The sequence below is a fragment of the Sinorhizobium sp. B11 genome (assembly GCA_039725955.1).
In the GTDB taxonomy this organism is placed as follows: domain Bacteria; phylum Pseudomonadota; class Alphaproteobacteria; order Rhizobiales; family Rhizobiaceae; genus Rhizobium.
In genome coordinates this window covers 1429133-1453482 of sequence record CP091034.1, presented here as the reverse complement: position 1 = coordinate 1453482, position 24350 = coordinate 1429133, and the positions used below count along the sequence as shown (strand labels likewise).

The following is a 24350-nucleotide window of genomic DNA, read 5'->3' as shown; positions in this document are numbered from 1 at the left end:
AGTGGCGAGAGAACCGCGCGAGACTACGAGAGCCATGGGCAAGCGCCCGGGAAAATTCGGACGCGCGAGCAAGGAACCTGCGCCTGAGCCGCTGAACATCGTGCACGGCATCCTGCCGCCGCGAGACGTCATCCTGCGTTTCATCGCCGAGCATCCGCAGAAAGCCTCCAAGCGCGAGCTCGCGAAGGCCTTCGGGCTGAAGGGCGAAAGCCGCGTCGAACTCAAGCGCCTGCTGCAGGAGCTGGAGCAGGAAGGCATGCTGCAGAAGACCCGCAAGTCGCTGATCCGGCCGGGTGCGCTGCCACCCGTCACCGTGCTCGACATCACCACGCGCGACAAGGATGGCGAGCTGATCGGCCGCCCGGCCGAGTGGCCGGAAGACCAGGGCGTGGCGCCAGCCGTTGCCATTCGCCAGCAATCGCCGGCGGGCCGTCAGGGCAAGAGCAAGGCACCGGTTGCCGGCATGGGTGACCGCATCCTTGCCAAGATATTCCCGGCAGTCGATCGTGGCGGCCCGGCCTATACCGCACGCATCATCAAGGTGATCGACAAGCGTCGGGGCGCCAGCATGGGTGTCTTCAAGGACGCGCCGGGTGGTGCCGGACGCCTTCTGCCGATCGACCGGCGCGGCGAGGAAATGGTTATCGACCCCGACTATAAGGGCGATGCCAAGGACGGGGATCTGGTCGAGGTGGAAGTTGCGCGTCTCGGCCGTTTCGGCCTGGCTCGTGCCAAGGTGCTTTCTGTCATCGGCTCCGTCGGTTCGGAAAAGGCGATCTCGATGATCGCAATCCACGCGCACGGCATTCCGCATGTCTTCCCGCCGGCCGCCGTCGCAGAGGCGGATGACGCCAAGCCTGCCACGATGTCGCATCGGGAAGACTGGCGTGACCTGCCGCTGATCACCATCGACCCGGCCGATGCCAAGGACCATGACGACGCCGTCTATGCCGAGAATGATCCATCGGAAGACAATGCGGGCGGCGTCATCGTCACGGTCGCGATTGCCGATGTCTCCTGGTATGTGCGGCCGAATTCGCCGCTCGACAGGGAAGCGTTGAAGCGGGGCAACTCCGTCTATTTTCCGGATCGGGTCGTGCCGATGCTGCCGGAACGAATTTCCAACGATCTCTGCTCGCTGAAGGAAGGCGTGGACCGCCCTGCCCTTGCCGTGCGCATGGTCTTCTCGAAGGACGGTCGCAAGATCGGCCATACCTTCCACCGCATCATGATGAAGAGTGCGGCGAAGCTCTCCTACCAGCAGGCACAGGCGGCAATCGACGGCAAGCCCGACGACAAGACCGGGCCGATGCTTGAGCCGATCCTCAAGCCACTCTGGCACGCCTACGAGACGATGAAGCGCGGCCGCGAACGTCGACAGCCGCTCGAGCTCGACATGCCCGAGCGCAAGATCCTGCTGAAGCCCGATGGTACCGTCGACCGGGTCCACGTGCCGCCTCGTCTCGACGCACACAAGCTGATCGAAGAGATGATGATCCAGGCGAACGTCTCGGCTGCAGAGACGCTGGAGAAAAAGCGCCAGCCGCTGATCTACCGCATCCACGATGGGCCGACGCTTGCCAAGCAGGAAGTGCTGCGCGAATTCCTCGCCACGCTCGGCATATCACTTGCCAAGGGCGGCAACATGCGCGCCAACAACTTCAACGGCATCCTCGCCAAGGCAGATGGCACGCCGCACCAGACCATGGTCAACGAAATGGTGCTGCGCTCGCAGAGCCAGGCCATCTACAGTCCCGAGAATATCGGCCACTTCGGCCTAAACCTGATGAAATACGCGCACTTCACCTCGCCGATCCGGCGCTATGCCGACCTTATCGTGCATCGCGCGCTGGTTGGCTCGCTCGGCTTCGGCGAAGGCGGCATCACGCCGGAAGAGGAAGCGACGCTCGACGACATCGCCGCCGAAATCTCCACTTTCGAGCGCCGCGCCATGGCTGCCGAACGCGAGACCGTCGATCGCCTCATCGCTCATCACCTTGCCGGACGTGTCGGCCAGGAATTTGAGGGGCGCGTTTCAGGCGTTACCAAGTCAGGCCTGTTTATCATGCTGCCGGACTATGGTGCGGACGGCTTCATCCCTATATCTACGCTCGGCACCGACTACTTCATCTATGACGAGGCACATCAGGCGTTATCAGGTGAAAAGACAGGTCTCGGCTATCGTCTCGGCGACGATGTGACCGTGCGCCTGGCCGAGGCGATCCCGCTTGCGGGCGCCCTGCGCTTCGAGATGCTGAGCGAAGGACGCAAGATGCCGACGGCTGTGCGCTCCTTCCACAAGGCAGGGAAACGCGATGCAAATCGCGCCCGCAAGAAGATCGGAACGCGTCCGCCGCGCGGGCGGCGCTAGTTCCGGAAAGGAAAGATCGTGAGCACACCGACAAACGAGGTCGTCCGCTATGGGGATACGCCCGATGTCGAGCGCCCGCTCGGACGCTCCATCATGCGCGGCCTGCTGAACCGCTGTCCGGCCTGCGGCAGCGGCAAACTGTTCCGCGCATTCCTCAAGCCGGTCGACCATTGCGCCGCTTGCGGCGAGGCAATGTATCACCAGCGCGCCGACGACCTGCCGCCCTATCTCGTCATCCTGGTGCTCGGCCACGTCGTCATTGGCGGCTTCATGCTGACTGACATGGTCTTCGTGCTGCCGGTCTGGGTGCATCTTGCCATCTGGGCACCGATCACCGTCATCACGGCGCTTGTCTCGATCCAGCCTATCAAAGGCGGAGTCATAGGCTTGCAGTGGGCGTTGAAGATGCATGGTTTCGGCGGCCATGATGATGAACCCGATGATTACGACACACCCGGCCGCCAAGCTTGAACACCTTCACCTTCCAGACATATTTCGCGTGTAGTGGCAGCGGCCAGAGCGTCAGGGCTTGTAGCCGACTATCTGCAGAGGAAAGATACGCTCATCATTTCTTGTATGGGGAAAGCTTACACTCAAGAAATCGCCGGCGGATGCCAGAACTATTGTGAAACCCTGCCCGTCACTTGGATTTGGCATGCCTATGTCTTTCTATGTGGCACCAGACGGACGATTCGTCCGCATACTTCTCTAAGGATGGATAAATGTCTCAGCCGAGGAACGGCACACCGGGCGATGTCGAGGAAATCCATTGGCCTTCTCTGGTGGCAGCCGTCTCGTCCATCTCCGCCGTGGGCATCGCGATCGGCCTGGGACTTCCTCTGCTCAGCATCATCCTCGAAAAGCGCGGCATTTCCTCCACCCTTATCGGCCTCAACACCGCGATGGCCGGTATCGCGGCGATGGTAGCGGCGCCGATCACCACCAAGCTTGCCCATAAATACGGTGTAGCGCCGACAATGATGTGGGCGGTGCTGATCTCGGCGCTCAGCGCACTCGGCTTTTACTATGCGCAGGACTTCTGGATGTGGTTCCCGCTGCGCTTCGCCTTCCACGGTGCGACGACCACGCTCTTCATCCTCTCGGAATTCTGGATCAACGCCGCTTCACCGCCGTCCAAGCGCGGATTCGTGCTCGGCATCTATGCAACGGTCTTGTCCATCGGTTTTGCGGCAGGGCCGCTGATCTTCTCGTTGCTCGGCAGTGACGGCATCCTTCCCTTCCTGGTCGGTGCCTGCGCGATCCTGCTTGCCGCCATCCCGATCTTCATTGCCCGCTACGAAAGCCCCGTTCTGGACGAAAAGCCGGAACTGCACTTCATGCGCTACGTCTTCCTGGTGCCAACCGCAACGGCAGCCGTCTTCATCTTCGGCGCGGTCGAGGCCGGCGGTCTCTCGCTCTTTCCGATCTTTGCGGTGCGCGCGCATTTCACCGAATCGCAAGCCGCCCTGCTCCTCACCATGATGGGTGTCGGCAATGTCATCTTCCAGATCCCGCTTGGCCTGCTTTCTGACCGCATCAAGGACAAGCGTCCCCTGCTGGCACTGATGGCCCTGACCGGTTTCGTCGGCACGATGATGCTGCCGATCCTCGTCAACAACTGGCTTCTCATGGCCGGCATCCTGCTTTTCTGGGGCGGTTGCGTCTCCGGCCTCTACACTGTCGGACTCAGCCATCTCGGCTCGCGGTTGACAGGTTCGGACCTTGCGGCGGCTAATGCGGCCTTCGTTTTCTGTTATGCAGTCGGTACCGTTGCAGGCCCACAGGTGATCGGCGCTGCCATCGACGTTGCCGGAAACAACGGTTTTGCCTATGCAATTGCCGGTTTCTTCGGGCTTTACGCCCTGCTCGCAGGCATAAGACTGCTTTTCCTCGGAAAGCGGGCTTGACTTTTCGGGCTAGATTCGTAGTTTCGCGCCAGAATTTGCCGTGGAGCCTATCCGGCTTTCCACGGCTTTCATTTTCTTAAAGGCAGGACGACCATGGCCAAGGCTACCACTATCAAGATCAAGCTTCTGTCGACGGCCGACACCGGTTTCTTCTACGTCACGACGAAGAACAGCCGTACGATGACGGACAAGATGACGAAGACCAAGTACGACCCGATCGCTAAGAAGCACGTCGAGTTCAAGGAAACCAAGATCAAGTAATCACTGATCTTACGGGTTTTAGAAAAGCGCGCGCCTTCGGGTGCGCGCTTTTTGTTTGTACCGGGTTCGCCTGACATCGATGTTAGCGCAAACACGAAAAACGCCGCCCTTCCATCTTCGGGAAGTGACGGCGTTTTTTTTCGAAAAGGGGGTCGGCCAGCATGCAAAACGGCACGAGGAACCGTTTAAGATTGCGTACCAGCCGACCGACCCCACGACCCAGGAGATGCGGCGGACCTGAGCATCATGGGGTATCGACAACTCCTCCACGGGAGCGTTTTTTGTTCTGAGCCGATGATTTGCTCAAAAACGAAAGAAAATCAACAAATTCTTAATGGTAAAATTTCCGAGTATGATTCTATGGTTAAAAGTCCAGTTTTGGAACGTGTAAAGAGGCATCCAATTCCGCTTTACCAACAGGACAATATTTTAGCCTATCAAGAATATTAGAAATATATCTCAATAATACCACCACCCCTCCCCTTACGTAAGGCGCCAGCGTTACGTTTTCTGAAATACGATTTACGGGAAGGGGTCATTCTGGAGGCAATTATAGTCCGCTCTTCTTGCCTCGTTCACGGCCTCTAGCTTTTTGGATCAGCCGGCACGTGTTATCGAAAGAAACACGCTTTAAAGTCCATTTTTGGGCTAGCGGGTTGAAAAACCAACCTCTTCATTGCAGCCATCAACATTAAATATCCGTAAGGTCCAGCCACCGCCAGTGGATAACCCAATGCGACGCACCTCGAAAAGCTGTGCCTTCAGGCGGCCGAGGCCACGACGCGGTTACGCCCGGTATTTTTCGCCTGATAGAGAGCAAGGTCCGCCTGCTTCATCAGCTGGTCGGGCGTTATGACCGAGGATATGCGCGAGGATATGCCGAAAGAGGCCGTAATATTCAGCGTTTCGCCTGAGGACTTCAACAGGAACGGGGTGCTTTCGATGGCCGCGCGCAGGCGCTCGGCAACGGCCGCGGCAACTTCCGGCGAGGTGTCGGGCATGACGACGACAAATTCCTCCCCGCCGTAACGGCAGGCGAGATCAGCGCCGCGGACGGTCGAGCGCACCCGGGTTGCGAATTCCTTCAGCACCTGATCGCCACCGTCATGGCCATAGGTATCGTTGACCTGTTTGAAGCGGTCGATATCGGTGATCAGCACCGAGAGGGGCCGGCCGCGCGCCATCGATCGATTGAAGAGCACATTGAGATGGTTGTCGAGATAACGGCGGTTGTTCAGACCGGTCAACGGATCGGTGACGGCAAGTTCGATCGTCTGCTTGACACTGGCGCGCAGGCGATCGTTGTAGCGCTTGCGGCGGAGCTGCGTCAGGCTGCGGGCGACCAGTTCGTTCGGATCGACAGGGCGCACAATATAGTCGTTGACGCCGAGATCGAGCGCCCGGATGACCATGTCGTCGGCGCCCTGTTCCGTGATGATCAGGATCGGCAGAAAACGGGTCCGCTCAAGCGACCGGAACTGCGAGCAGAGCCGCAGCGGGTCGTAATCGTCGAAATTGGCGTTGACGATGACGAGTTCGAAGGCGTTCTCGGCGGCTTCGAAAAGAGCGGCCTGCGGATCGGAAAGGGCAACCACATCGGCAACAGGCTTCAGCGTCTTGATGATACGCTCCTGCGAGTTAGCACGGCCATCGACCAGCAACACCTGTCCCACCTCCTCGGTGCGTCCGTCGCCGATGCGCATCAACTCATCCATGCCCATCGTATGGGCGGTCTCGGCGCGCACGCGCAGTTCGTCGCTCAGCGTCTTCAGGCGCAGCAGGCTTTTTACGCGCGAAATCAGCTGCAGATCGTTGACGGGCTTTGTCAGGAAGTCATCGGCGCCGGCTTTGAGGCCGCGCACCCGGTCTGCCGGCTGGTCGAGCGCGGTGACCATGACGACGGGAATATGGGTGGTCTTCGGATTGGCTTTCAGCCGCTCGCAGACTTCGAACCCGTCAATGCCAGGCATCATGATGTCGAGCAGGATGAGATCGACCTGGTTGCGGTCGCAGATCGCCAGCGCCTCGTAACCGTCGGCAGCTGTCAGCACGTCGAAATATTCGGCGAGCAACCGCGCTTCGAGCAGCTTCACATTTGCCGGAATATCATCAACAACCAGTATTCGCGCAGTCATGAATCTTTTCCGATGCCTCAGGCGTCGCCCAAATAAGTCTTGATCGTCTCAATAAATTTCGGAACGGAGATCGGCTTGGAGACATAGGCTTCGCAACCGCCCTGTCTGATCCGCTCCTCGTCGCCCTTCATGGCAAAGGCAGTGACGGCGATGACCGGGATCACATGCAGGTCGTCGTCTTCCTTCAGCCACTTGGTGACTTCGAGGCCGGAGACTTCCGGAAGCTGAATGTCCATCAGAATAAGATCGGGCCGATGTTTGCGCGCAAGATCAAGCGCTTCCATGCCGTTGCGGGTCTGGATCGTGGTATAGCCCGAGGCCTCGATAAGGTCTCGAAAGAGCTTCATGTTGAGCTCGTTATCTTCTACAATCATCACCTGTTTGGGCATGATCAGTTGTCCCTACGTCCGCTCTTGAAGCCAAATGTCCATGATAAAGACATTAGCTGACAAATGGCTCCATGAAACCGATAGTGCAAGCTACCGGTATTTGGTTGAAGAAAAGGTAACTCGACCACCGCAATGCAAAGCAATTTCAAGACTTCGAAACAACTTGCGGCGACAGCCGATCCGCAAGAAACGGCCATCGCCATCCTTGGCTGGCTTGCGAACGACCCGGATCTCTTCGGTCGCTTCCTGGCATTGACAGGTGTCGAGCCGCAGCAAGTGCGCAACGCGATCAACGATCCCGGCTTCCTTGCCGGCATGCTCGATTTCCTCATGAACCATGAGCCGACGGCGGTCGCCTTCTGCGAGGCGACGAACACGACGCCGGAAGCGTTGACCGCGGCATGGCGCCACTTCTCGCCGCCCGGCCTCGACTCCGGAGAATACTGATCGTGAGCGCCGAACTCGACATTTCGCACATCCGCCTTGGCGACAGGCCGCTCATCGTCTGCGATGTCGATGATGTGGTGCTGCAATTCATCGATCCTTTTCAGCTCTACCTCAAAAGTCTCGGCCACGAATTCCTGCCACGCTCCTTCCGCCTTCACGGCAACATCGTGTCGCTGGCGGATGGGCTCGCGCTTGACGATCAGCATGTCAGCCGGCTGATCCTTGATTTCTTCGAGGCCCAGGAAAGCTGGCAGACGCCTGTCGACCCGGTCGTTTCGACGCTCGAACGCCTGTCTGACGATGCCGACGTCCTGTTCCTCACCGCGATGCCGCCGCAGTTTTCCGCCCATCGCCGCCGCCTCCTCGACAGGACCGGCCTTACCTTCCCGCTGCTTGCCAGCGAACAGCCGAAGGGACCGATCGTGCAGGCGCTGCATGGCGGCCGCGACCTTCCCGTCGTGTTCATCGACGATATGGCGCGCAACCTGCATTCCGTGAAGGAGCACGTGGCAGATTGCCTGCTCATCCATCTCATGCCTGACACACCCGTTCACCGCTTCGCGCCGGCGGCCGCCGCCGATATCGCGCGAGCAAGAGACTGGACGCATGCCACCGAACTCATCAGCCAACATCTTACAGCGCACACGATCAGGCGTGCAAATCCAGCCGCATGAGCGGCCGGCCGTCCTTGCGCCGTGCAATCGTCTCGAAACCGGCTGTGTCGAAAATCGCCGTCGAGCCGATACAGAGCGTGACCGATTTCGACTGTTTCACCTGGTCGATCGGACAGGCTTCCAGCAATCGCGCACCCTGGCTTCGGGCGTAGTCGACGGCGCCGGCGAGAAGTCTGTGGCTCAAGCCTTTGCCGCGCAGTTTCGGCAACAGGAAAAAGCAACTGACCGCCCAGATCGAGGGATCATGTGCATCACCCTCCTCCAACGGCCGCGAGACCGTTCGTGGTGAATTGAACTGCGGCACGTCGTTGCGCGGCCCCACCTGCACCCAGGCTACCGGCTCACCCTCCGCATAACAGAGAATACCCGGCGGCGGTCCGGCCGAAATGCGCTCCTGCATGTGGGCCTTGCGCTCCGAAGGTTCCATCTTCGTGCGGACAGCATGTGGAAGGCGCAGCGCCACACACCAGCAATTGTAGAAGGCGCCCTGCGGGCCGAACAGCGTTTCGAAATCTCCCCAGCGGCCGACCGTGACAGGTTCGAAACGAAGATCGATATCCACGGCCAAGCTTTCCTCCCACTCTTGAGACTCAAGAGCTTAGGGCGTAGTGTTGCAATGTTCAACCTTTGTTCCAGCCATGACGCCTGCATCTGACAAGACACCCGGCTTCTGTCGCGACTGCCTTGCCGAGCAGAAGGCAGACCTGCGCCGCTGCCATGTTTGCGGCAGCCCTCGCCTCGCGCGCCACAAAGAGCTTTATGACCTGACGCTCGCGCATATCGACTGTGACGCCTTTTACGCCGCCGTGGAAAAACGCGACAATCCGGAGCTTGCCGACAAGCCCGTGATCATCGGCGGCGGCAAACGTGGCGTCGTCTCCACCGCCTGTTACATTGCCCGCATCCACGGCGTCCGCTCCGCCATGCCGATGTTCAAGGCGCTGGAAGCCTGCCCGCAGGCGGTCGTCATCCGCCCCGACATGGAAAAATATGTAAAGGTCGGGCGGCAGGTCCGCGCGCTGATGCAGGAACTGACGCCGCTTGTGCAGCCACTCTCCATCGATGAGGCCTTCCTGGAACTCGGCGGCACCGAACGGCTGCACCACGATCCTCCGGCCCGCACGCTGGCGAAGTTCGCCCGCCGCATCGAGAAGGAGATCGGTATCACCGTCTCGGTCGGGCTGTCCTATTGCAAATTCCTCGCCAAAGTCGCGTCCGACCTGCAGAAGCCGCGCGGCTTTTCCGTCATCGGGCGCGAAGAGGCCGTGGAGTTTCTGGCGCCTCGTCCCGTGACGACCATCTGGGGCGTCGGCAAGGCTTTTGCTGCAACACTCGAAGCCGACGGCATCCGAACGATCGGCCAGCTGCAGCAGATGGAAGAGAACGATCTGATGCGCCGCTACGGCAGCATCGGCCAGCGGCTTTCCCGCCTGTCGCGCGGCGTCGACGACCGCCAAGTGCATATCAACGATGCCGCCAAGAGTGTCTCGGCCGAAACCACTTTTTTCGACGATATCTCGCGTTACGACGATCTGGTGCCGATCCTGCGCAATCTCTCGGAAAAGGTCTCGTGGCGGCTGAAGAAGAACGACATTGCGGGCCAGACCGTGGTGTTGAAAATGAAGACCGCCGATTTCAAGTCACGCACCCGCAACCGTCGCCTCGAAGACCCGACTCAGCTGGCCGACAAGATCTTCCGCACCGGACTCGACCTTCTGGAAAAGGAAACGGACGGCACGAAATTCCGTCTGATCGGCATCGGCGTCACCGACCTCGGTGATGCCGGCCGCGCTGACCCGCCCGATCTCATCGACCGGCAATCCGGCCGGCGCGCGGCGGCGGAGGCGGCCATGGACAAATTGCGCGACAAATTCGGCAAGGGCACTGTTGAAACCGGCTATACTTTCGGCGGCAAGGGGAACCGATAGGCCTTGTTTGACGCATGTCGTCATCGCAAATCGCCGCATGCATTGGCGCAACAGGCGTTAAGCCGGTACCGTCTCCATCTCTCGCAGCGCCGCATCGCGGTTCTTCACTGCCTGGGCATAGCCGGGATCGGTCGCGACGGCCTGCTCGTAGCTTTCCAATGCCTCAGCGTGGCGCCCCAGGCGTCGCAGAACGTTGCCGCGATTGTTGAGGGCGATGGCATGGTGTGTATCAAGCGCAATCGCCCGGTCATAGCTTCTGAGAGCCTCTTCGAAATTCGAAAGCTGCACGAGAATATTACCGCGATTGCAATAGGCCGAGGCGGAAGCCGGTCTCACGTCGATCGCCCTGTCGACGCAGACCTTGGCGTCGTTGAAAGCGCCTTTCTGCAACAGCAATAGCGCCAGATGCTGAAGGGCATCGAAGTGATCCGGCACGACGGCAATCACTTCGCGGTAGCCAGCCTCCGCCGTGGCAAGATTACCGGCACGGTGCCGTTCGGCAGCGGCGGCGAAATGGGCGGCAGGGTCGGCGATTGGCTTTGGCGGGTGCGTCGCCTCGATCTTCGCCAGCAAAGCGGTTGCCGGCCCATAGGCGTTGTCGGCGGCAAGAATCTGCCGACAGCAGAGTTCGGCAGCATTCGGGTTGTCGTTTCTGAAGAAATACACTGCCTGATGCATTGCTATATCGAGCGAGTGCGGATCGAGCCGATCGCCGATATTTTGGCCCGAAAGCGTAGAGACCTGCAGCTTCTCGACGATGTGGTGCTCGGAACCGAAGAGATCCTTGTAGCCATAGTTGCCGGTACCGAGATCGTATATCCGGTATCCGTTCTCGATGCCCCAGCGCATATTGTAGCAATGGAGCATGAAGCCGGGGCTGATTGAGTGGCGAAAGCTCAGGTCACGGCTCCCGAGGAAGCACATCATCGACTTGCGATAGGGATCCAGGAACATGATGAAGGTAGCCACCGGCTTGTCCCGGTGCCAGAGGATCGGCATGAAAACCGAACCGTCCTTGATACAGGCCGGCAACATATGCCGGCTGTTGTCGAGGATGAATTTGCCGTAGCGCGGCTGGCGTTCACCCCATTGGACGTTCCACATGTCGTAGAAGATGTCGAGGTCGCGCTCCATCGTTTCCGGGGTGACATGGGTAATGCGCAGCTCGTTTTCCGGTACGACCAGATCGCGCAGCGCCTTTCGCGCGTTGCGCCGCGTCTTGGGGCCGATGCGCTCGTCCAGGAAGGCTACGAAACTCTCGCCAAGCGGCACGTAGACATAGACATCATGATCGATGTTCTCACCGTCAGCCGTGATATGCGGCCTGCGTGGAACCTTCCGCTTTGAGAATTCCGAGGCGGGAAAAGCCGCCAGAAAAGTCTTCAGCCTGTCGCCGGACACATAGACATCGTCGAGATCGAGATGTTTCCAATTGAAGGTCATCAGGCAATCAGCGAAGGCCGCGAGTGCTGCCTCTGCATCGTCGGAAAATGTCAGAAGACCGTTATAGCCGGCATAGGGGGTGCCCCCCAGCCGCACGACATTGCCGAGGCCCTGCCCTTCCTCGAAATCGACATGAAGTTGAATGGGCAGGAAAGCGACATAGCGGTCGTCCTCCTTCTGTCGCTTGGCGGCAAGAACGAACCATCGCGAGCGCTGCTCCAGCCACCGGACAATCCAGTGCCAGGACAGGAAATAATGCCCTTCCGGATCGGCGGCATAGACCTCGTTCCAATTATCCTTCAGGGCATGCAGATCATCGAACGCAGAAACAATATCGACATGCATTTCCAAGTCTCCCCCAAGACTTCCAGTATTTTAGATCTGCATAAAATTGAATATCCCACAATCTTGTGATCAAAGCGCGGCCGCGTATTCAAGCCTTCGTTAAACTTCGCATGCTTAACTCCGGTCGTTTTTGTGCATGTGGTGTATTGCGTCATGTCTGTGCGTGTAGGTGTTCTTATCGGGTTGCTGTCGGCGACCGCTCTCGTCGATCCGGCTTTTGCTGCCGATGCGCGCACGCTGCAGATATTCGTGTCCAAGGATAAGCAGTCGCTGGCGGTCTATGACGGTGCGGAGGTCGTGGCGACTTCAAAGATCTCGAGCGGCAAGGACGGGCACACGACGCCGAGCGGCATCTTCTCCGTCATCGAGAAGCAGAAGTACCACGAATCCAATATCTATTCGAATGCGCCGATGCCCTTCATGCAGCGGCTGACATGGTCCGGCATTGCGCTGCACGAGTCCAACTCCGTGCCGCGCTACCCGGCCTCGCATGGCTGCGTGCGCATGCCCGGCGCCTTTGCGAAATCGCTCTACAAGATGACCGAGATGGGCGTGCCGGTCGTTATCACCGACAGCGAGCTGACACCGGAGCCTATCGACCATCCGACCCTGTTCCGCCCCGACCGGCCCGAACCGGCGCCCCTGCTTACGGACGTGGAACTGCGGCCTGCAATCGGTGATGCGAAGACGCAGGTGCAGGTCGCCATGAACGAGACGACGGCTGCCCTGCCGATACCGCAGTTTCAGCTGCAGGCACCGGCTGGCGAGACCTCGCCGATCAGCATCCTGATGACGCGCCGGACGCTGCGTGAAAATGTCGTCGATATCCAGACCCTGCTGAACCAGCTCGGCTTTGCCGCCGGCGAGCCTGACGGGCTGACCGGTCCCGCGACCGTTCAGGCCATCAATGCTTTCAAAGCGCTGCGGCCAAAGGAATTTGCCCGTGACAAGGGCCTGATCACGGATACTCTCCTTAGGGAAGTTTACGCCGCGGCAGGCCGGGGCGAACCACCGAATGGCGTCGTCATGGTGCGGAAGGATTTCAAGCCGCTCTTCGAGGCACCCATTACCATCGCCGATCCGGCCCTTGCTCTCGGCACGCATTTCTTCTCGCTACATTCAGTCGATGAGGCAGCTGGCACGGCGGATTGGCTGGGCGTGACGCTGGAAAACAATCTTTCCCGCGAAACGGTGAAGCGGCTCGGCATCGCCAACCAGGAAAGCTCCATCATCAGCGGCCGTCCAATCGCCAGAGCACTCAGCCGCATCTCAATGTCTGAAGAGACCCGCCACCGGATCGATGCGCTGATCTCGCCCGGCTCGACGCTGACAATATCAGATACAGGGGTCGGTCCCGAAACCGGTAACGGCACGGAATTCATCACCATCACGCGCGAGAGCTGAGACCTACCAAGGCTTCTCGCTGGCACGCTCGTCGTAGCTTCGGCGGGCCGCGATGATCTTTGTCTGGTTGGTCTCGGTCCAGACGACAAGCGCCTTGATCGTGTCATGCAACGTGCAACCGAGGTCCGTCAGGGCATATTCGACCCTTGGAGGCACCACGGGATAGACCGTTCGCTCGATCAGACCGTCTCGCTCGAGCTGACGCAGTGTCGTCGTCAACATGCGCTGGCTGATGCCGTCGATGCTCCTGCGCAATTCGGTAAAGCGCAAGGTGCGCTTTTCCAGCAGGGCGATAACCAGAAGCGACCACTTGTCGGCGATGCGATCCAGAATCTGGCGCACCTCGCACTCCTGTCGCGCATCCCATTGATGGATGTCGTAATCGCGGTCGGTGCTGCAGCAGTCACTCGGTGAGTTTGAAGTGCCTACTTCCATGGGTTCGAACAATGTCCTACATTTTCCTTGGTTACAATAGGGAACCGAGGATCAATATGTAACCATCTTCGCTCTTCCCTGCCTCTACCGACAAGGAATCCATGATGTCTACAAGTCCTCCCCTGACAGCGGAGCGTGGAAAAATGAGCGCCGGTGCCGCCGGCATGCTCGCGGTACTCTGCGGAGCGATCTTCCTCGAAGGCGTCGATGCGGCCATGCTCAATGTCGCGCTGCCCTCGATCCGGGCCGATCTCGGTCTTTCGACCACGACGCTCAGCGCCGTGGTTTCTGCCTATGTGCTTGCCTATGCCGGGCTGATGCTGCTCGGCGGGCGCGTCGCGGATATGTACGGGAAGCGCAAGGTCTTCCTGACGGCGCTGACCGTCTTCCTGCTCTTCTCCGGCCTCGGAGGCTTTGCGAGCGAAGGATGGATGCTGCTGACGGCCCGCTTCGTGACGGGTGCAGCCGCCGCCTTCATGACACCTGCCGGCCTTGCACTCATCAATGGCAGTTTTCCCGAGGGACCGCAGCGCAACCGGGCGGTGCTGATCTATGCCGGCACGGCATCGGCCGGCTTCTCCCTCGGCCTCGTCATCGGCGGGCTTCTATCCGCAATCGGCTGGCGATGGGTGTTCTTCGCACCGGTGATCTTCTCCGCCATTCTGCTCGCTGCCGGTATGAAGCTGATCGCGGAGGACAAGGAGGTTACAGCCCCGCGCCAGAGGTTCGATGTTGCCGGCGCGGTCACCCTGACCGGCGCCATGCTGCTCGCCGCCTACGCGCTGACCCGGCTCGAGCATGCGACGAGCGACCTCACCTGGACACTTGCGGCAGCAGGGGCGAGCGCTGTGCTCTGGCTCGCCTTCATCCTCATCGAACGCAATTCACGGGCGCCGCTGGTCCGCCTCGGGATCTTCCGGTCATCGGCATTGCTGCAATCCAACCTAGGAGCGATGCTCTTCACCGGCGCCTTCTTCGGCTTCCAGTTCATCGTCTCGCTCTACCTGCAGGAATTGCTCGGCTGGTCCGCCTTCGAAACCAGCCTCGCCCTCATCGTCATCGGCATGGATGCCATCCTGGCACCGTTGCTGACGCCCTTGCTCGTGGAGCGCTTCGGCAATGGACGTGTCGTGCTCGGCGGCTTCGCCCTTGCCGTCGCAGGCTACGCGCTCTTCCTCGACATGGGGCTCGACTGGACCTATGCAGCGATGCTGCCTTCGACAATCCTGCTCGGCCTCGCCTTCTCGCTCGGCTATGGGCCGCTGACGATCATCGCAACCGACGGCATTGCCGAAAACGAACAGGGACTGGCGAGCGGGCTAGTGAATACGTCCTTCCAGTTCGGCGCGGCACTCGGCCTTTCCGCCGTCAGCGCTGTCGGCACTCTGGCGCTCGGCGACGGCGAAAGCCCATCCGAACGGCTGGACGCGCTGCGCACCGCACTTCTGGTGCCGGTCGGAGGCACGCTGATCGGTACGGCAATCATGGGCTTCGGCAGGTGGCGCTGCTCCGGTCTATCCGGCCGGCCGCAAACCGGCTGACAAACAAGGGCGGCCGGCGCATGCCGGTCGCCCTTTTCATTAGACGAGTTCGACGTCGACGATGCCGGGAGCGGCCCGCAATGCAGCGGCGATCTCCGGCGTGATGCGGTATTTGTCCTGCAGTACGACTTCGACCTCGCGCTTGCCCTCCTCCTTGATCACGATGAAGGAGACCAGGCCATCGCCCCTGGCGTTCAGATGCGCAGCAACGGCGCGCAGCGGGCCGGAATCGCGCACATAGACGCGCAGCGCTTTCTGCATCTGCAGCGATTTTTCCTCCAGCGACTGGATGGTCTGCAGACGCAGGCTGACGCCTTCCGGCCGCTCTTCGCCTATAGCGGTAATGACGAAGGATTTTCCGGGCTCAAGCACGTCACGATACTGGTTCAGCATTTCGGAGAAGAGGACGGCTTCGTACTGACCCGAGGAATCCGAAAAGACGATGATGCCCATCTTGTTGCCGGTCCGCGTCTTGCGCTCCTGCTTGGAAATCACCGTCCCTGCCAAGCGCCCGTTCGCAGCACCCTGCTTCACCGCCGTGGAGAAATCCGCGAAAGTCTGTACGCGCATCTTCTGCAGGATGTTGTTGTAGCTGTCGAGCGGATGGGCGGTCAGATAGAAGCCCAGCACCTGGAATTCCTTGAGCAGCCGCTCGGAAGCGAGCCAGGGCGAGAATGGCGGCAAGGCGATCTTCTCCGGGCCTGAGGACAGCGCTCCACCGAAGATATCGGATTGACCGCTCAGCTTGTTTTCCTGGGCGCGCTGCGCATAGCCGAGCACACGGTCGAGGCCTGCCGAAAGCTGGGCGCGATCCAGATTGAAGCAGTCGAAGGCGCCGGCATAGATCAGGCTTTCCAGCACGCGGCGGTTCACCTGGCGCGGATCGATGCGCAGGCAGAAATCCTCGATGCTGGCGAAAGGCTTGTCGCCACGCATTTCAACGATGTGATCCACCGCAGATTCGCCGACGCCCTTGAGGGCCGCAAGCGCGTAATAGATGCGGTTATCGCCGGTCTCGAACTGGCGGAAGGAGGTCTGGACGGAGGGCGCAATGACCTCGATGCCGAGGCGCTTGGCATCCTGGCGGAAGTCGTTGACCTTTTCGGTGTTCGACATATCGAGCGTCATCGACGCGGCCAGGAACTCGACCGGATAATGCGCCTTCATAAAGGCCGTCTGGTAGGAGACGATGGCGTAGGCGGCGGCGTGCGATTTGTTGAAGCCGTAGTTTGCGAACTTCGCCAAGAGTTCAAAGATATTGTCGGCCTGCGGCTTCGACACGCCGTTCTTGACCGCGCCGACGACGAAGCGCTCGCGCTGCTGGTCCATTTCGGCCTTGATCTTCTTACCCATGGCGCGGCGCAGAAGATCGGCTTCGCCGAGCGAATAGCCCGATAGGACCTGGGCGATCTGCATCACCTGTTCCTGGTAGACGATAACGCCCTGCGTTTCCTTGAGCAGATGGTCGATCGTCGGATGGATCGATTCCAGCTCTTCGTCGCCATGCTTGCGGGCATTGTAGGTCGGGATGTTTTCCATCGGACCCGGACGATAGAGCGCGACCAGCGCGATGATATCCTCGATGCAGTCCGGCTTCATGCCGATCAGCGCCTTGCGCATGCCGGCGCTTTCCACCTGGAACACGCCGACGGTCTCGCCGCGCGACAGCATCTCGTAGGTCTTCTTGTCGTCGAGCGGGATCTTGGCGAGATCGACCTCGATGCCTCGCTTCCTGCAGAAATCGACGGCGACCTTGAGCACGGTCAGCGTCTTCAGGCCGAGGAAGTCGAACTTCACGAGGCCGGCCTGCTCCACCCACTTCATATTGAACTGCGTGACCGGCATATCGGAACGCGGATCGCGATACATCGGCACGAGTTTCGACAGCGGGCGATCACCGATCACGATACCGGCGGCGTGGGTCGAGGCGTGGCGGTAGAGGCCTTCGATCTTCTGGGCGATATCGAGCAGGCGGGCGACGACAGGCTCCTTGGCGGCCTCTTCCTGCAGCTTCGGCTCTTCCTCGATCGCCTTGGAAAGCGGCGTGGGGTTTGCCGGATTGTTCGGCACGAGCTTGCAGATCTTGTCGACCTGGCCGTAGGGCATTTCCAAGACGCGGCCGACGTCGCGAAGGGCGGCGCGTGCCTGCAGCGAACCGAAGGTGATGATCTGCGCCACCTGCTCGCGACCATACTTCTGCTGCACGTAGCGGATCACCTCTTCACGGCGATCCTGGCAGAAGTCGATATCGAAGTCCGGCATCGAAACGCGTTCCGGATTGAGGAAGCGTTCGAAGAGTAGTGAGAAGCGTAGCGGATCGACGTCGGTGATCGTCAGCGCATAGGCGACCAGCGAGCCTGCACCCGAGCCGCGGCCCGGGCCGACCGGAATGTCATGCTGCTTGGCCCATTTGATGAAGTCGGCAACGATCAGGAAGTAGCCGGGGAACTTCATGCGCTCGATGACGCTGAGTTCGAATTCCAGCCGCTCGCGGTAATCCTTCTCTTCGTAACCTGCCGACATGCCAAGCTCCGCGAGGCGCATGTCGAGCCCCTCTTCCGCCTGCCGGCGAAGCTCCAGCGCCTCGGCGCGTTCGGCCTCTTCAGGATCGGCGGTGGCGCCGGTGAATCGCGGCAGGATCGGCTTGCGGGTCTTCAGAATGAAGGAGCAGCGTCGGGCGATCTCGACCGTATTCTCCAGCGCTTCCGGCAGATCGGCGAAGAGCTTTTCCATCTCCGCGCGGCTCTTCAGGTAGTGATCCGGGGAGAGACGGAAGCGGCTGTCGTCGGAAACAATGGCATTGTGGGCGACCGCCATCAGCGCGTCGTGGGCGTCATAATCGTCGCGGGTCGGGAAGAAGGCTTCATTGGTCGCGACCAGCGGAAGATCATGCTTGTAGGCAAGGCCGATGATCCTCTGTTCGTGCCGCTTGTCGTAAGTGCCATGGCGCTGCAGCTCGACATAGAGCCGGTCGCCGAAGATGCGCTTCAGCGTCAGCAGCCGCGTCTCCGCCGCGGCGGCGTGGCCGTCTTTGAGCGGCATGTCGATCGGCCCGGTCGAGGCACCCGTCAGCGCTATCAGGCCTTCCGTCCCGATCTCATCCAGCCATGAGGCGCGGATATGTATTGTCGAATTGCCTTCGCCGCCGAGATAGGCACGGCTGACGAGATCGACCAGCCGTTCATAGCCCGCATCCGTCGCAGACAGAAGCACGATGGAAGGCAGCTTGACCAGCGCCTGCTGGCCTCCCCGCTTTTCGGTTTCGAGGCCGTCTTCCATGTCGATCGACACCTGACAGCCGATGATCGGCTGCAACCCGTCATCCATCGCCTTCTGGGAAAACTCCAGGGCGACGAAGAGATTGTTGGTATCTGTGATGGCAATCGCCGGCTGATTGTCGCCGGCCGCCTTGTACAGAATTTTCTTGAGAGGCAATGCGCCTTCGAGAAGCGAATAGGCGGAATGCACCCTCAGATGGACGAAGCCCGGCGTTCCGCCGATCGCACCCTGTTCCGCATCCGCCATGACATGCCCTTCCAACTGCATCAATGAAGAATGCGCATTGTCGGCATTGAAGGCGATTCTGTCCAGAAAAAGTCCCGCTTCAGGACCGCATGGCAGCCATGCGGTCCCCTGAAATCTTACATTGCCATGACAATCAGCGAGAAGCTGGCAACGAACATTGCGATGGAGGTGAATGCTGCGATATCACGGATCATGTCAGTCATTTGGCTCTCCTTTGCTCTTATGTTTTTAATTTGTTCCATGTATGTTCTGTTGTCAACAGGTTTACCCCCCGCTTCTGCGGGACATGGTTAACATCGGAGCAGAGGGACTATGGACGTTCTGGAACTCAATAGCTTCATTGTCGAAGCCAAATCGCAGACATATGTCGCCGGCGCCAAGTCGCAGCCGTCCTATCGGATCGGTGCCCACGATATCGGCTACAAGCGCGGCATCTGGCGTTATCTCGACAGCTATTTTGGCGGTACGGACTTTGCCGGCCAGGAAGTGGTGTGGCTGGAGGAAAAGCCGGTGTGGGCGATGAACTATTTCGGGCGCATCATCGAACCGGGAATCATCGACTCGACCATTGCCGGCACCGTCATCTGCGCCGCGCTGTCACAGCTCTACAGGCAAGGCCGCTTTCTCGGCGGAATGGTTCTCGATCACGCGCTGGGACACTATGTCGATAGTAGCGAAGGCGATTGCACACATTTCCGCGGCCACGAATTTATTCTCGTGGACGGCCTGAAGGCCTATGAGCTCGATTATCGCGGCGGGCTGATTATCCCCTGAGAATCAGAAATCCACGACCTTGCCGTCGGCGATCGTCACGCGTCGGTCCATACGCCGGGCGAGCTCGTGGTTGTGGGTGGCGATCAGCGCGGCAAGGCCGGACTGTCGCACCAGCGCCTCAAGAGCGTCGAAGACATAGCTGGCGGTTTCCGGGTCGAGATTGCCGGTCGGCTCGTCGGCCAGAAGCAGGCTCGGCGCATTGGCAACGGCGCGCGCGATTGCCACGCGCTGCTGTTCACCGCCGGAAAGCTCGCCCGGGCGATGCACGCCGCGATGGCCGATGCGCATGTAATCAAGAAGCATCTTTGCCCGTTCGCTCGCTTCCTTCCATGAGAGGCCGGCGATGAGCTGCGGCATCATGATGTTCTCCTGTGCAGAGAATTCCGGCAGCAGGTGATGGAACTGGTAAACAAAGCCGATCTCGCCGCGGCGGATGGCGGTGCGCTTGTCATCGGAAAGGCCATCACAGGGGCGGCCGTTGACCACTACCTCGCCGCCGTCTGGATGCTCCAGCAGCCCTGCGACATGCAAAAGCGTCGACTTGCCGGTGCCTGACGGCGCCACCAGCGCCACCATCTCACCGCTCGACAGGGTGAAATCCGCACCCTTGAGGATGGTCAGCAGCGTTTCGCCCTGTCCGTAATGGCGCTCAACGCCCGAAAGCTTGAGAACGACGTTGCGTTTCATGAATGCGGCATTCCTTGGATTGGGCCTTGGATCGTGCATGATCTTGACTCGGGCCTTATTCGTAGCGGAGGGCCTGGACGGGGTCGAGGCGGGAGGCGCGCCAGGCCGGGAAGATCGTCGCGATGAAAGAGAGCGTCAGCGCCATGACGACGACGGAGATCGTCTCACTCACATCCATTTCCGCCGGCAGCTGGCTGAGGAAATAGAGCTGCGGATCGAAGAGCACCGTGCCCGAAACCCAGGAGAAAAACTGACGGATGGATTCGATGTTGATGCAGACGAACACGCCGAGCAGCACGCCGGCGATCGTGCCGACAATGCCGATCGCAGCCCCCGTCATGAAGAAGATCCGCATGATGGCGCCTGAACTTGCGCCCATGGTGCGCAGGATCGCGATATCGCTGCCCTTGTCCTTCACCAGCATGATGAGACCGGAGATGATGTTGAGCGCGGCGACGAGCACGATCAGCGTCAGGATCATGAACATCACGTTCCGCTCCACCTGCAAGGCGGAGAAAAAGGTCTGGTTGCGCTGGCGCCAGTCGGTGATGGCGATCTGCCGGCCGGCTGCCTCCTCGACTTTCGGCCTCAGATTGTCGATATCGTCGGGATTGTTGACGAAGAGCTCGATCGACTGCACCAGCCCGTCGGCATTGAAATAAAGCTGCGATTCCTCGAGCGGCATGTAGATGATCGAGGCGTCATATTCCGACATGCCGATCTCGAAGATCCCGGAAATCTTGTAGGATTTGATGCGCGGATTGACGCCCATCGGCGTCACGTCACCTTCCGGTGACGTGAGCGTAATCAGGTCTCCGACACGCAGCCCGAGCTGATCGGCCATACGGCTTCCGACGAGAACGCCATCGCCAGCGGCAAATCCCACCATGTCGCCGGACTTGATGTTGTCGGAAACCGTCTTCAGCTTGGTCAGATCTTCAGCCCGCGTGCCACGCACCAGAGCGCCTGTGCTGCCGCCGGTCTGCGAGGAAGCCAGCACCTGGCCTTCCACCAATGGCAGCGCCATCTTTACGCCGGGTACGGCTTCGAATTTCTTCACGAGATCGGCGTAGTCGGTGAAGGGACCGTCGACCGGCTGGATGATCATGTGGCCGTTGATGCCGAGAATACGGGAGACCAGTTCCGTGCGGAACCCGTTCATGACGGCCATGACGATGATCAGCGTCGCAACGCCCAGCATGATGCCGACGAAGGAGAAGCCGGCAATGACTGAGATGAACGCCTCCTTGCGGCGGGCGCGCAGATAGCGCCACGCCACAAGGCGTTCGAAGGTGGAGAATGGCTTGCCAGCCGGACCCAAGCCGGATTTGGAACTCCGGTCCACTGCTGCCTCTGCCATTTCGCCTCCGTCTTTCCTAGGCCACGAACCTGTTGATCGCCGCTTCGATGGTCATCGTTTCGCGAGCGCCGGTCTTGCGGTCCTTCACTTCCACCTCGCCGTTCGCGACCGCACGCGGACCGGCAATGATCTGGTACGGCACGCCGATTAGGTCGGCGGTCGCGAATTTGGTGCCGGCACGGTCATCCGTGTCGTCATAGAGCACGTCCTTGCCCGCCTTGGTCAGCGCCGCGTAGATCAGCTCGCAGGTGCCGTCGCAGGCCTCGTCACCGGCCTTCATGTTGATGACCACGACATCGAAGGGTGCGACCGACTCCGGCCAGATGATTCCGTTCTCATCATGCGATGCTTCGATGATGGCGGGAACAAGGCGTGTCGGGCCAATACCGTAGGAACCCATGTGGACGAAGTGTTCCTTACCGTCAGGACCCTGCACCTTTGCACCCATCGGCTCGGAATACTTGGTACCGAAGTAGAAAATATGGCCGACCTCGATACCGCGTGCAGAAAGACGCTCGCCTTCAGGAATGGCGTTGAAGGCCGCCTCGTCGTGCATTTCCGAGGTCGCGGCATAAAGCGACGTCCACTTGTCGAAAACTCCCTTCAGGCCTTCGACGCTGTCGAAATCGGTGCTTTCGGCGGGAATGTCGAAATTGACGAAATCCTTGTGGCAGAAAACTTCGGACTCGCCCGTATCAGCCAGAATGATGAATTCATGGCTGAGATTGCCGCCGATCGGGCCGGTATCGGCGCGCATCGGAATGGCACGCAGGCCGAGACGATCAAAGGTGCGCAGATAGGCGGCAAACATCTTGTTGTAGGAATGTTCCGCACCTTCGCGTGTCAGGTCGAAGGAATAGGCATCCTTCATCATGAATTCGCGCGAGCGCATCGTGCCGAAGCGCGGACGGATCTCGTCACGGAACTTCAGCTGGATGTGATAGAGATTGAGGGGCAAGTCCTTGTAGGACTTGACCGAAGACCGGAAAATATCCGTGACCATTTCTTCGTTCGTCGGGCCGTAGAGCATCGGACGGTCCTGGCGGTCCTTGATGCGCAGCATCTCCTTGCCATAGGCGTCGTAACGGCCACTCTCCTGCCAGAGCTCGGCCGACTGCAACGTCGGCATGGAAAGCTCTATGGCGCCCGCGCGGTTCTGCTCTTCGCGGATGATGTTGTTGACCTTGTCCAGCACCTTCTTGCCCAGCGGCAGCCAAGAGTAGATGCCCTGCGATTGCTGGCGGATCATGCCGGCGCGCAGCATCAGCCGATGGGAGACGATTTCCGCCTCCTTGGGATTTTCCTTGAGGATGGGTACGAAGAAGCGGGACAGACGCATGGCGGATTCCGGTACAGTTGAGACGCCGCTTACCCAAGCGGAATCGACGGTCTTTGTTAAAGATGGGAGCGTTCATAGCCGCTTCGCGGCGGGAAAGAAACCCGCGACCGACGTGAGCCGCCTCCCGCTGACGCATGTTAGCGCCTACAAATTCAGTAGACGTGAAAAAGCGCGTATTTATAAGGGCTTGAAGGTAAATCTTGTCAACAGAAAAATTTTGCGTGACTGTAGCAAAAATGCAAAAAAACCTAATGACAAAGCACAATCTTTGAGCTAGTTTTAGCTCACAAAACAGGCAGGAAGGTTAAATTCTTGCCGAACTCGCGGTCAAGTCTTGGGAGGATCAGATCTTAGGCGCGCTTGTCGCTGCCCCGGTAACGGTTAAGGATCACGCGATAATTAAAACAAGGCTTTTAGCCTTGTTTTTTTTTTGCTTTTTCGGCTTCCCACAACTCACAAAACAAGGCCTGACTTTCGTCAGGTAAGCCCGCCTTCCGTTACGCAAGCTCTTTGCCTCACTTGCATGACGTGCGTATGACAGATTTTTCCGCGGTTGCATTTACATCTGCTCAAAGATTGAGCAAAAGCCATTCCTAATAGAAGCTAGGCCCTATTTGTGGAAGCGCATCGAAGCCGAAGCCGAAATAGGTCGAACAGATATACCAGAACCCGTAAATTGCGCCGGAAACGAGCGTCGTCAGCGAAAAGACGAAGGCCGGGCGGAAACGGGTCGGTGCGCTTGGCACGGTGCCCAGCACAACATCATTGTCTTCCGCCTGGGTGCGCAGACCGATCGGCAGCACGGCGAAAAGCGTGATCCACCAGATGATGAAATAAACTGCGAACCCCTGGAGGAAGGCCTGAAACATTTTGGTTCCCGTCGATATGGTGCCTTGGCGGCAGGTTTTGGCTGCTTATAAGCCGGAATGGCGGCCAGTTCAAAGGGAGCAGACTGCTTAGGTCACTCTGACGCAGAGCTTCAGACCTGTTCCAGCTCGATTAACGTACCGAAGAAGTCCTTCGGATGGAGGAAAAGCACCGGCTTGCCGTGAGCACCGATCTTCGGCTCACCGTTGCCAAGCACCCGGGTGCCGGATGCTGTGAGCCGGTCGCGGGCGGCAAGGATATCGTCTACCTCGTAGCAAATATGGTGCATGCCGCCGGAGGGGTTCTTTTCCAGGAAGGCTGCGATCGGCGAGGTCTCGCCCAGTGGTTCCAGCAGTTCCACCTTGGTGTTCGGCAGTTCGACGAAAACCACCGTGACACCATGCTCCGGCAAGGATTGCGGCTCGGAGATCACCGCACCCAGCGTGTCGCGATAGCTTGCAGCCGCGGTAGCCAGGTCGGGCACGGCGATGGCGATATGGTTCACCCGGCCGAGCATC

22 protein-coding genes are annotated in these 24350 nt (G+C 59.6%); 11 read left to right on the top strand and 11 right to left on the bottom strand.

Features of this window, described 5'->3' with window-relative positions:
• The first annotated feature begins 1 nt into the window (after position 1).
• The 4 genes from rnr (at position 2) to rpmG (ending at position 4539) form a co-directional block, all read left to right on the top strand.
• A complete protein-coding gene (gene rnr / locus LVY75_16980; protein XAZ24880.1) occupies positions 2–2371 on the top strand; it encodes a ribonuclease R in 2370 nt (789 codons plus the stop codon).
• An 18-nt stretch (positions 2372–2389) separates the two neighbouring features.
• Complete coding sequence (locus LVY75_16975; protein ID XAZ24879.1) at positions 2390–2842, top strand: DUF983 domain-containing protein; 453 nt, start codon at positions 2390–2392, stop codon at positions 2840–2842.
• 251 nt (positions 2843–3093) lie between these two features.
• Positions 3094–4278 carry an MFS transporter gene (locus LVY75_16970; protein ID XAZ24878.1) on the top strand — a complete coding sequence of 395 codons (1185 nt, stop codon included), beginning with the start codon at positions 3094–3096 and terminating at the stop codon, positions 4276–4278.
• A 93-nt stretch (positions 4279–4371) separates the two neighbouring features.
• Positions 4372–4539, top strand: coding sequence for a 50S ribosomal protein L33 (gene rpmG / locus LVY75_16965; GenBank protein ID XAZ24877.1), 168 nt, complete (start codon positions 4372–4374; stop codon positions 4537–4539).
• A gap of 761 nt (positions 4540–5300) precedes the next feature.
• On the opposite strand, the gene LVY75_16960 is transcribed toward rpmG, so the two are convergent.
• Together LVY75_16960 and LVY75_16955 are read right to left on the bottom strand one after the other, a co-directional pair.
• Positions 5301–6674 carry a PleD family two-component system response regulator gene (locus tag LVY75_16960; GenBank protein XAZ24876.1) on the bottom strand — a complete coding sequence of 458 codons (1374 nt, stop codon included), beginning with the start codon at positions 6672–6674 and terminating at the stop codon, positions 5301–5303.
• Positions 6675–6691: 17 nt separating this feature from the next.
• Positions 6692–7063 carry a response regulator gene (locus LVY75_16955; protein ID XAZ24875.1) on the bottom strand — a complete coding sequence of 124 codons (372 nt, stop codon included), beginning with the start codon at positions 7061–7063 and terminating at the stop codon, positions 6692–6694.
• Positions 7064–7195: 132 nt separating this feature from the next.
• Between LVY75_16955 and LVY75_16950 the strand changes: the two genes are divergently transcribed.
• A complete protein-coding gene (locus LVY75_16950; protein XAZ24874.1) occupies positions 7196–7510 on the top strand; it encodes a DUF3572 domain-containing protein in 315 nt (104 codons plus the stop codon).
• The gene (locus LVY75_16945; protein ID XAZ25743.1) at positions 7510–8184 is read left to right on the top strand and encodes a hypothetical protein; all 675 of its coding nucleotides are present in this window, start codon (positions 7510–7512) and stop codon (positions 8182–8184) included. The genes LVY75_16950 and LVY75_16945 overlap by 1 nt, the downstream gene beginning before the upstream one ends.
• Here the strand turns inward: LVY75_16945 and LVY75_16940 are convergent.
• On the bottom strand, positions 8159–8746 hold the full coding sequence (locus LVY75_16940; protein XAZ24873.1) for a GNAT family N-acetyltransferase: 588 nt from the start codon (positions 8744–8746) through the stop codon (positions 8159–8161). The two genes, LVY75_16945 and LVY75_16940, sit on opposite strands and share 26 nt — an antisense overlap.
• Before the next feature lie 76 nt (positions 8747–8822).
• On the opposite strand from LVY75_16940, the gene LVY75_16935 reads away from it, so the two are divergent.
• A complete protein-coding gene (locus tag LVY75_16935; GenBank protein ID XAZ24872.1) occupies positions 8823–10112 on the top strand; it encodes a DNA polymerase IV in 1290 nt (429 codons plus the stop codon).
• Between the two features lie 57 nt (positions 10113–10169).
• Here the strand turns inward: LVY75_16935 and LVY75_16930 are convergent, their stop codons facing one another.
• The gene (locus LVY75_16930; GenBank protein ID XAZ24871.1) at positions 10170–11900 is read right to left on the bottom strand and encodes a GNAT family N-acetyltransferase; all 1731 of its coding nucleotides are present in this window, start codon (positions 11898–11900) and stop codon (positions 10170–10172) included.
• 153 nt (positions 11901–12053) lie between these two features.
• Between LVY75_16930 and LVY75_16925 the strand changes: the two genes are divergently transcribed.
• Positions 12054–13304, top strand: coding sequence for a L,D-transpeptidase family protein (locus tag LVY75_16925; GenBank protein ID XAZ24870.1), 1251 nt, complete (start codon positions 12054–12056; stop codon positions 13302–13304).
• A gap of 3 nt (positions 13305–13307) precedes the next feature.
• Here the strand turns inward: LVY75_16925 and LVY75_16920 are convergent, their stop codons facing one another.
• Complete coding sequence (locus tag LVY75_16920) at positions 13308–13739, bottom strand: helix-turn-helix transcriptional regulator (protein XAZ24869.1); 432 nt, start codon at positions 13737–13739, stop codon at positions 13308–13310.
• Positions 13740–13882: 143 nt separating this feature from the next.
• On the opposite strand from LVY75_16920, the gene LVY75_16915 reads away from it, so the two are divergent.
• Positions 13883–15280, top strand: coding sequence for an MFS transporter (locus LVY75_16915; GenBank protein ID XAZ24868.1), 1398 nt, complete (start codon positions 13883–13885; stop codon positions 15278–15280).
• Positions 15281–15319: 39 nt separating this feature from the next.
• On the opposite strand, the gene dnaE is transcribed toward LVY75_16915, so the two are convergent.
• On the bottom strand, positions 15320–18805 hold the full coding sequence (gene dnaE, locus LVY75_16910; GenBank protein ID XAZ24867.1) for a DNA polymerase III subunit alpha: 3486 nt from the start codon (positions 18803–18805) through the stop codon (positions 15320–15322).
• Positions 18806–19117: 312 nt separating this feature from the next.
• Here dnaE and LVY75_16905 point away from each other — a divergent pair, with 312 nt between their 5' ends.
• Positions 19118–19579: a DUF5680 domain-containing protein gene (locus LVY75_16905; GenBank protein XAZ24866.1), complete on the top strand. Its 462-nt coding sequence runs from the start codon at positions 19118–19120 to the stop codon at positions 19577–19579.
• A 3-nt stretch (positions 19580–19582) separates the two neighbouring features.
• Here LVY75_16905 and LVY75_16900 read toward each other — a convergent pair whose 3' ends face one another.
• The 3 genes from LVY75_16900 to LVY75_16890 are packed head-to-tail and all read right to left on the bottom strand — an operon-like array spanning position 19583 to position 22965.
• Positions 19583–20266, bottom strand: a complete 684-nt coding sequence (locus LVY75_16900; GenBank protein XAZ24865.1) for an ABC transporter ATP-binding protein — start codon at positions 20264–20266, stop codon at positions 19583–19585.
• A gap of 55 nt (positions 20267–20321) precedes the next feature.
• Positions 20322–21626 carry a lipoprotein-releasing ABC transporter permease subunit gene (locus LVY75_16895; GenBank protein XAZ24864.1) on the bottom strand — a complete coding sequence of 435 codons (1305 nt, stop codon included), beginning with the start codon at positions 21624–21626 and terminating at the stop codon, positions 20322–20324.
• Between the two features lie 16 nt (positions 21627–21642).
• A complete protein-coding gene (locus LVY75_16890) occupies positions 21643–22965 on the bottom strand; it encodes a proline--tRNA ligase (protein ID XAZ24863.1) in 1323 nt (440 codons plus the stop codon).
• On the opposite strand from LVY75_16890, the gene LVY75_16885 reads away from it, so the two are divergent.
• A complete protein-coding gene (locus tag LVY75_16885; GenBank protein ID XAZ24862.1) occupies positions 22964–23242 on the top strand; it encodes a hypothetical protein in 279 nt (92 codons plus the stop codon). The genes LVY75_16890 and LVY75_16885 overlap by 2 nt on opposite strands.
• Before the next feature lie 316 nt (positions 23243–23558).
• Here the strand turns inward: LVY75_16885 and LVY75_16880 are convergent, their stop codons facing one another.
• Both LVY75_16880 and mce read right to left on the bottom strand, forming a co-directional pair.
• On the bottom strand, positions 23559–23834 hold the full coding sequence (locus LVY75_16880; GenBank protein ID XAZ24861.1) for a DUF1467 family protein: 276 nt from the start codon (positions 23832–23834) through the stop codon (positions 23559–23561).
• Between the two features lie 110 nt (positions 23835–23944).
• Positions 23945–24349, bottom strand: coding sequence for a methylmalonyl-CoA epimerase (mce, locus tag LVY75_16875; GenBank protein ID XAZ24860.1), 405 nt, complete (start codon positions 24347–24349; stop codon positions 23945–23947).
• Position 24350: the final 1 nt, after the last annotated feature.

What these genes read in the sequence shown, in the direction of transcription:
- LVY75_16970 (XAZ24878.1), top strand. Translation starts at nt 3,094, where the DNA reads ATGTCTCAGCCGAGGAACGGCACACCGGGCGATGTCGAGGAAATCCAT.
- rpmG (XAZ24877.1), top strand. Translation starts at nt 4,372, where the DNA reads ATGGCCAAGGCTACCACTATCAAGATCAAGCTTCTGTCGACGGCCGAC.
- LVY75_16960 (XAZ24876.1), bottom strand. Translation starts at nt 6,674, where the DNA reads ATGACTGCGCGAATACTGGTTGTTGATGATATTCCGGCAAATGTGAAG.
- LVY75_16955 (XAZ24875.1), bottom strand. Translation starts at nt 7,063, where the DNA reads ATGCCCAAACAGGTGATGATTGTAGAAGATAACGAGCTCAACATGAAG.
- LVY75_16950 (XAZ24874.1), top strand. Translation starts at nt 7,196, where the DNA reads ATGCAAAGCAATTTCAAGACTTCGAAACAACTTGCGGCGACAGCCGAT.
- LVY75_16935 (XAZ24872.1), top strand. Translation starts at nt 8,823, where the DNA reads ATGACGCCTGCATCTGACAAGACACCCGGCTTCTGTCGCGACTGCCTT.
- LVY75_16930 (XAZ24871.1), bottom strand. Translation starts at nt 11,900, where the DNA reads ATGCATGTCGATATTGTTTCTGCGTTCGATGATCTGCATGCCCTGAAG.
- LVY75_16925 (XAZ24870.1), top strand. Translation starts at nt 12,054, where the DNA reads ATGTCTGTGCGTGTAGGTGTTCTTATCGGGTTGCTGTCGGCGACCGCT.
- LVY75_16920 (XAZ24869.1), bottom strand. Translation starts at nt 13,739, where the DNA reads ATGGAAGTAGGCACTTCAAACTCACCGAGTGACTGCTGCAGCACCGAC.
- LVY75_16915 (XAZ24868.1), top strand. Translation starts at nt 13,883, where the DNA reads ATGAGCGCCGGTGCCGCCGGCATGCTCGCGGTACTCTGCGGAGCGATC.
- dnaE (XAZ24867.1), bottom strand. Translation starts at nt 18,805, where the DNA reads ATGGCGGATGCGGAACAGGGTGCGATCGGCGGAACGCCGGGCTTCGTC.
- LVY75_16905 (XAZ24866.1), top strand. Translation starts at nt 19,118, where the DNA reads ATGGACGTTCTGGAACTCAATAGCTTCATTGTCGAAGCCAAATCGCAG.
- LVY75_16900 (XAZ24865.1), bottom strand. Translation starts at nt 20,266, where the DNA reads ATGAAACGCAACGTCGTTCTCAAGCTTTCGGGCGTTGAGCGCCATTAC.
- LVY75_16895 (XAZ24864.1), bottom strand. Translation starts at nt 21,626, where the DNA reads ATGGCAGAGGCAGCAGTGGACCGGAGTTCCAAATCCGGCTTGGGTCCG.
- LVY75_16885 (XAZ24862.1), top strand. Translation starts at nt 22,964, where the DNA reads ATGGCGGATTCCGGTACAGTTGAGACGCCGCTTACCCAAGCGGAATCG.
- LVY75_16890 (XAZ24863.1), bottom strand. Translation starts at nt 22,965, where the DNA reads ATGCGTCTGTCCCGCTTCTTCGTACCCATCCTCAAGGAAAATCCCAAG.
- LVY75_16880 (XAZ24861.1), bottom strand. Translation starts at nt 23,834, where the DNA reads ATGTTTCAGGCCTTCCTCCAGGGGTTCGCAGTTTATTTCATCATCTGG.
- mce (XAZ24860.1), bottom strand. Translation starts at nt 24,349, where the DNA reads ATGCTCGGCCGGGTGAACCATATCGCCATCGCCGTGCCCGACCTGGCT.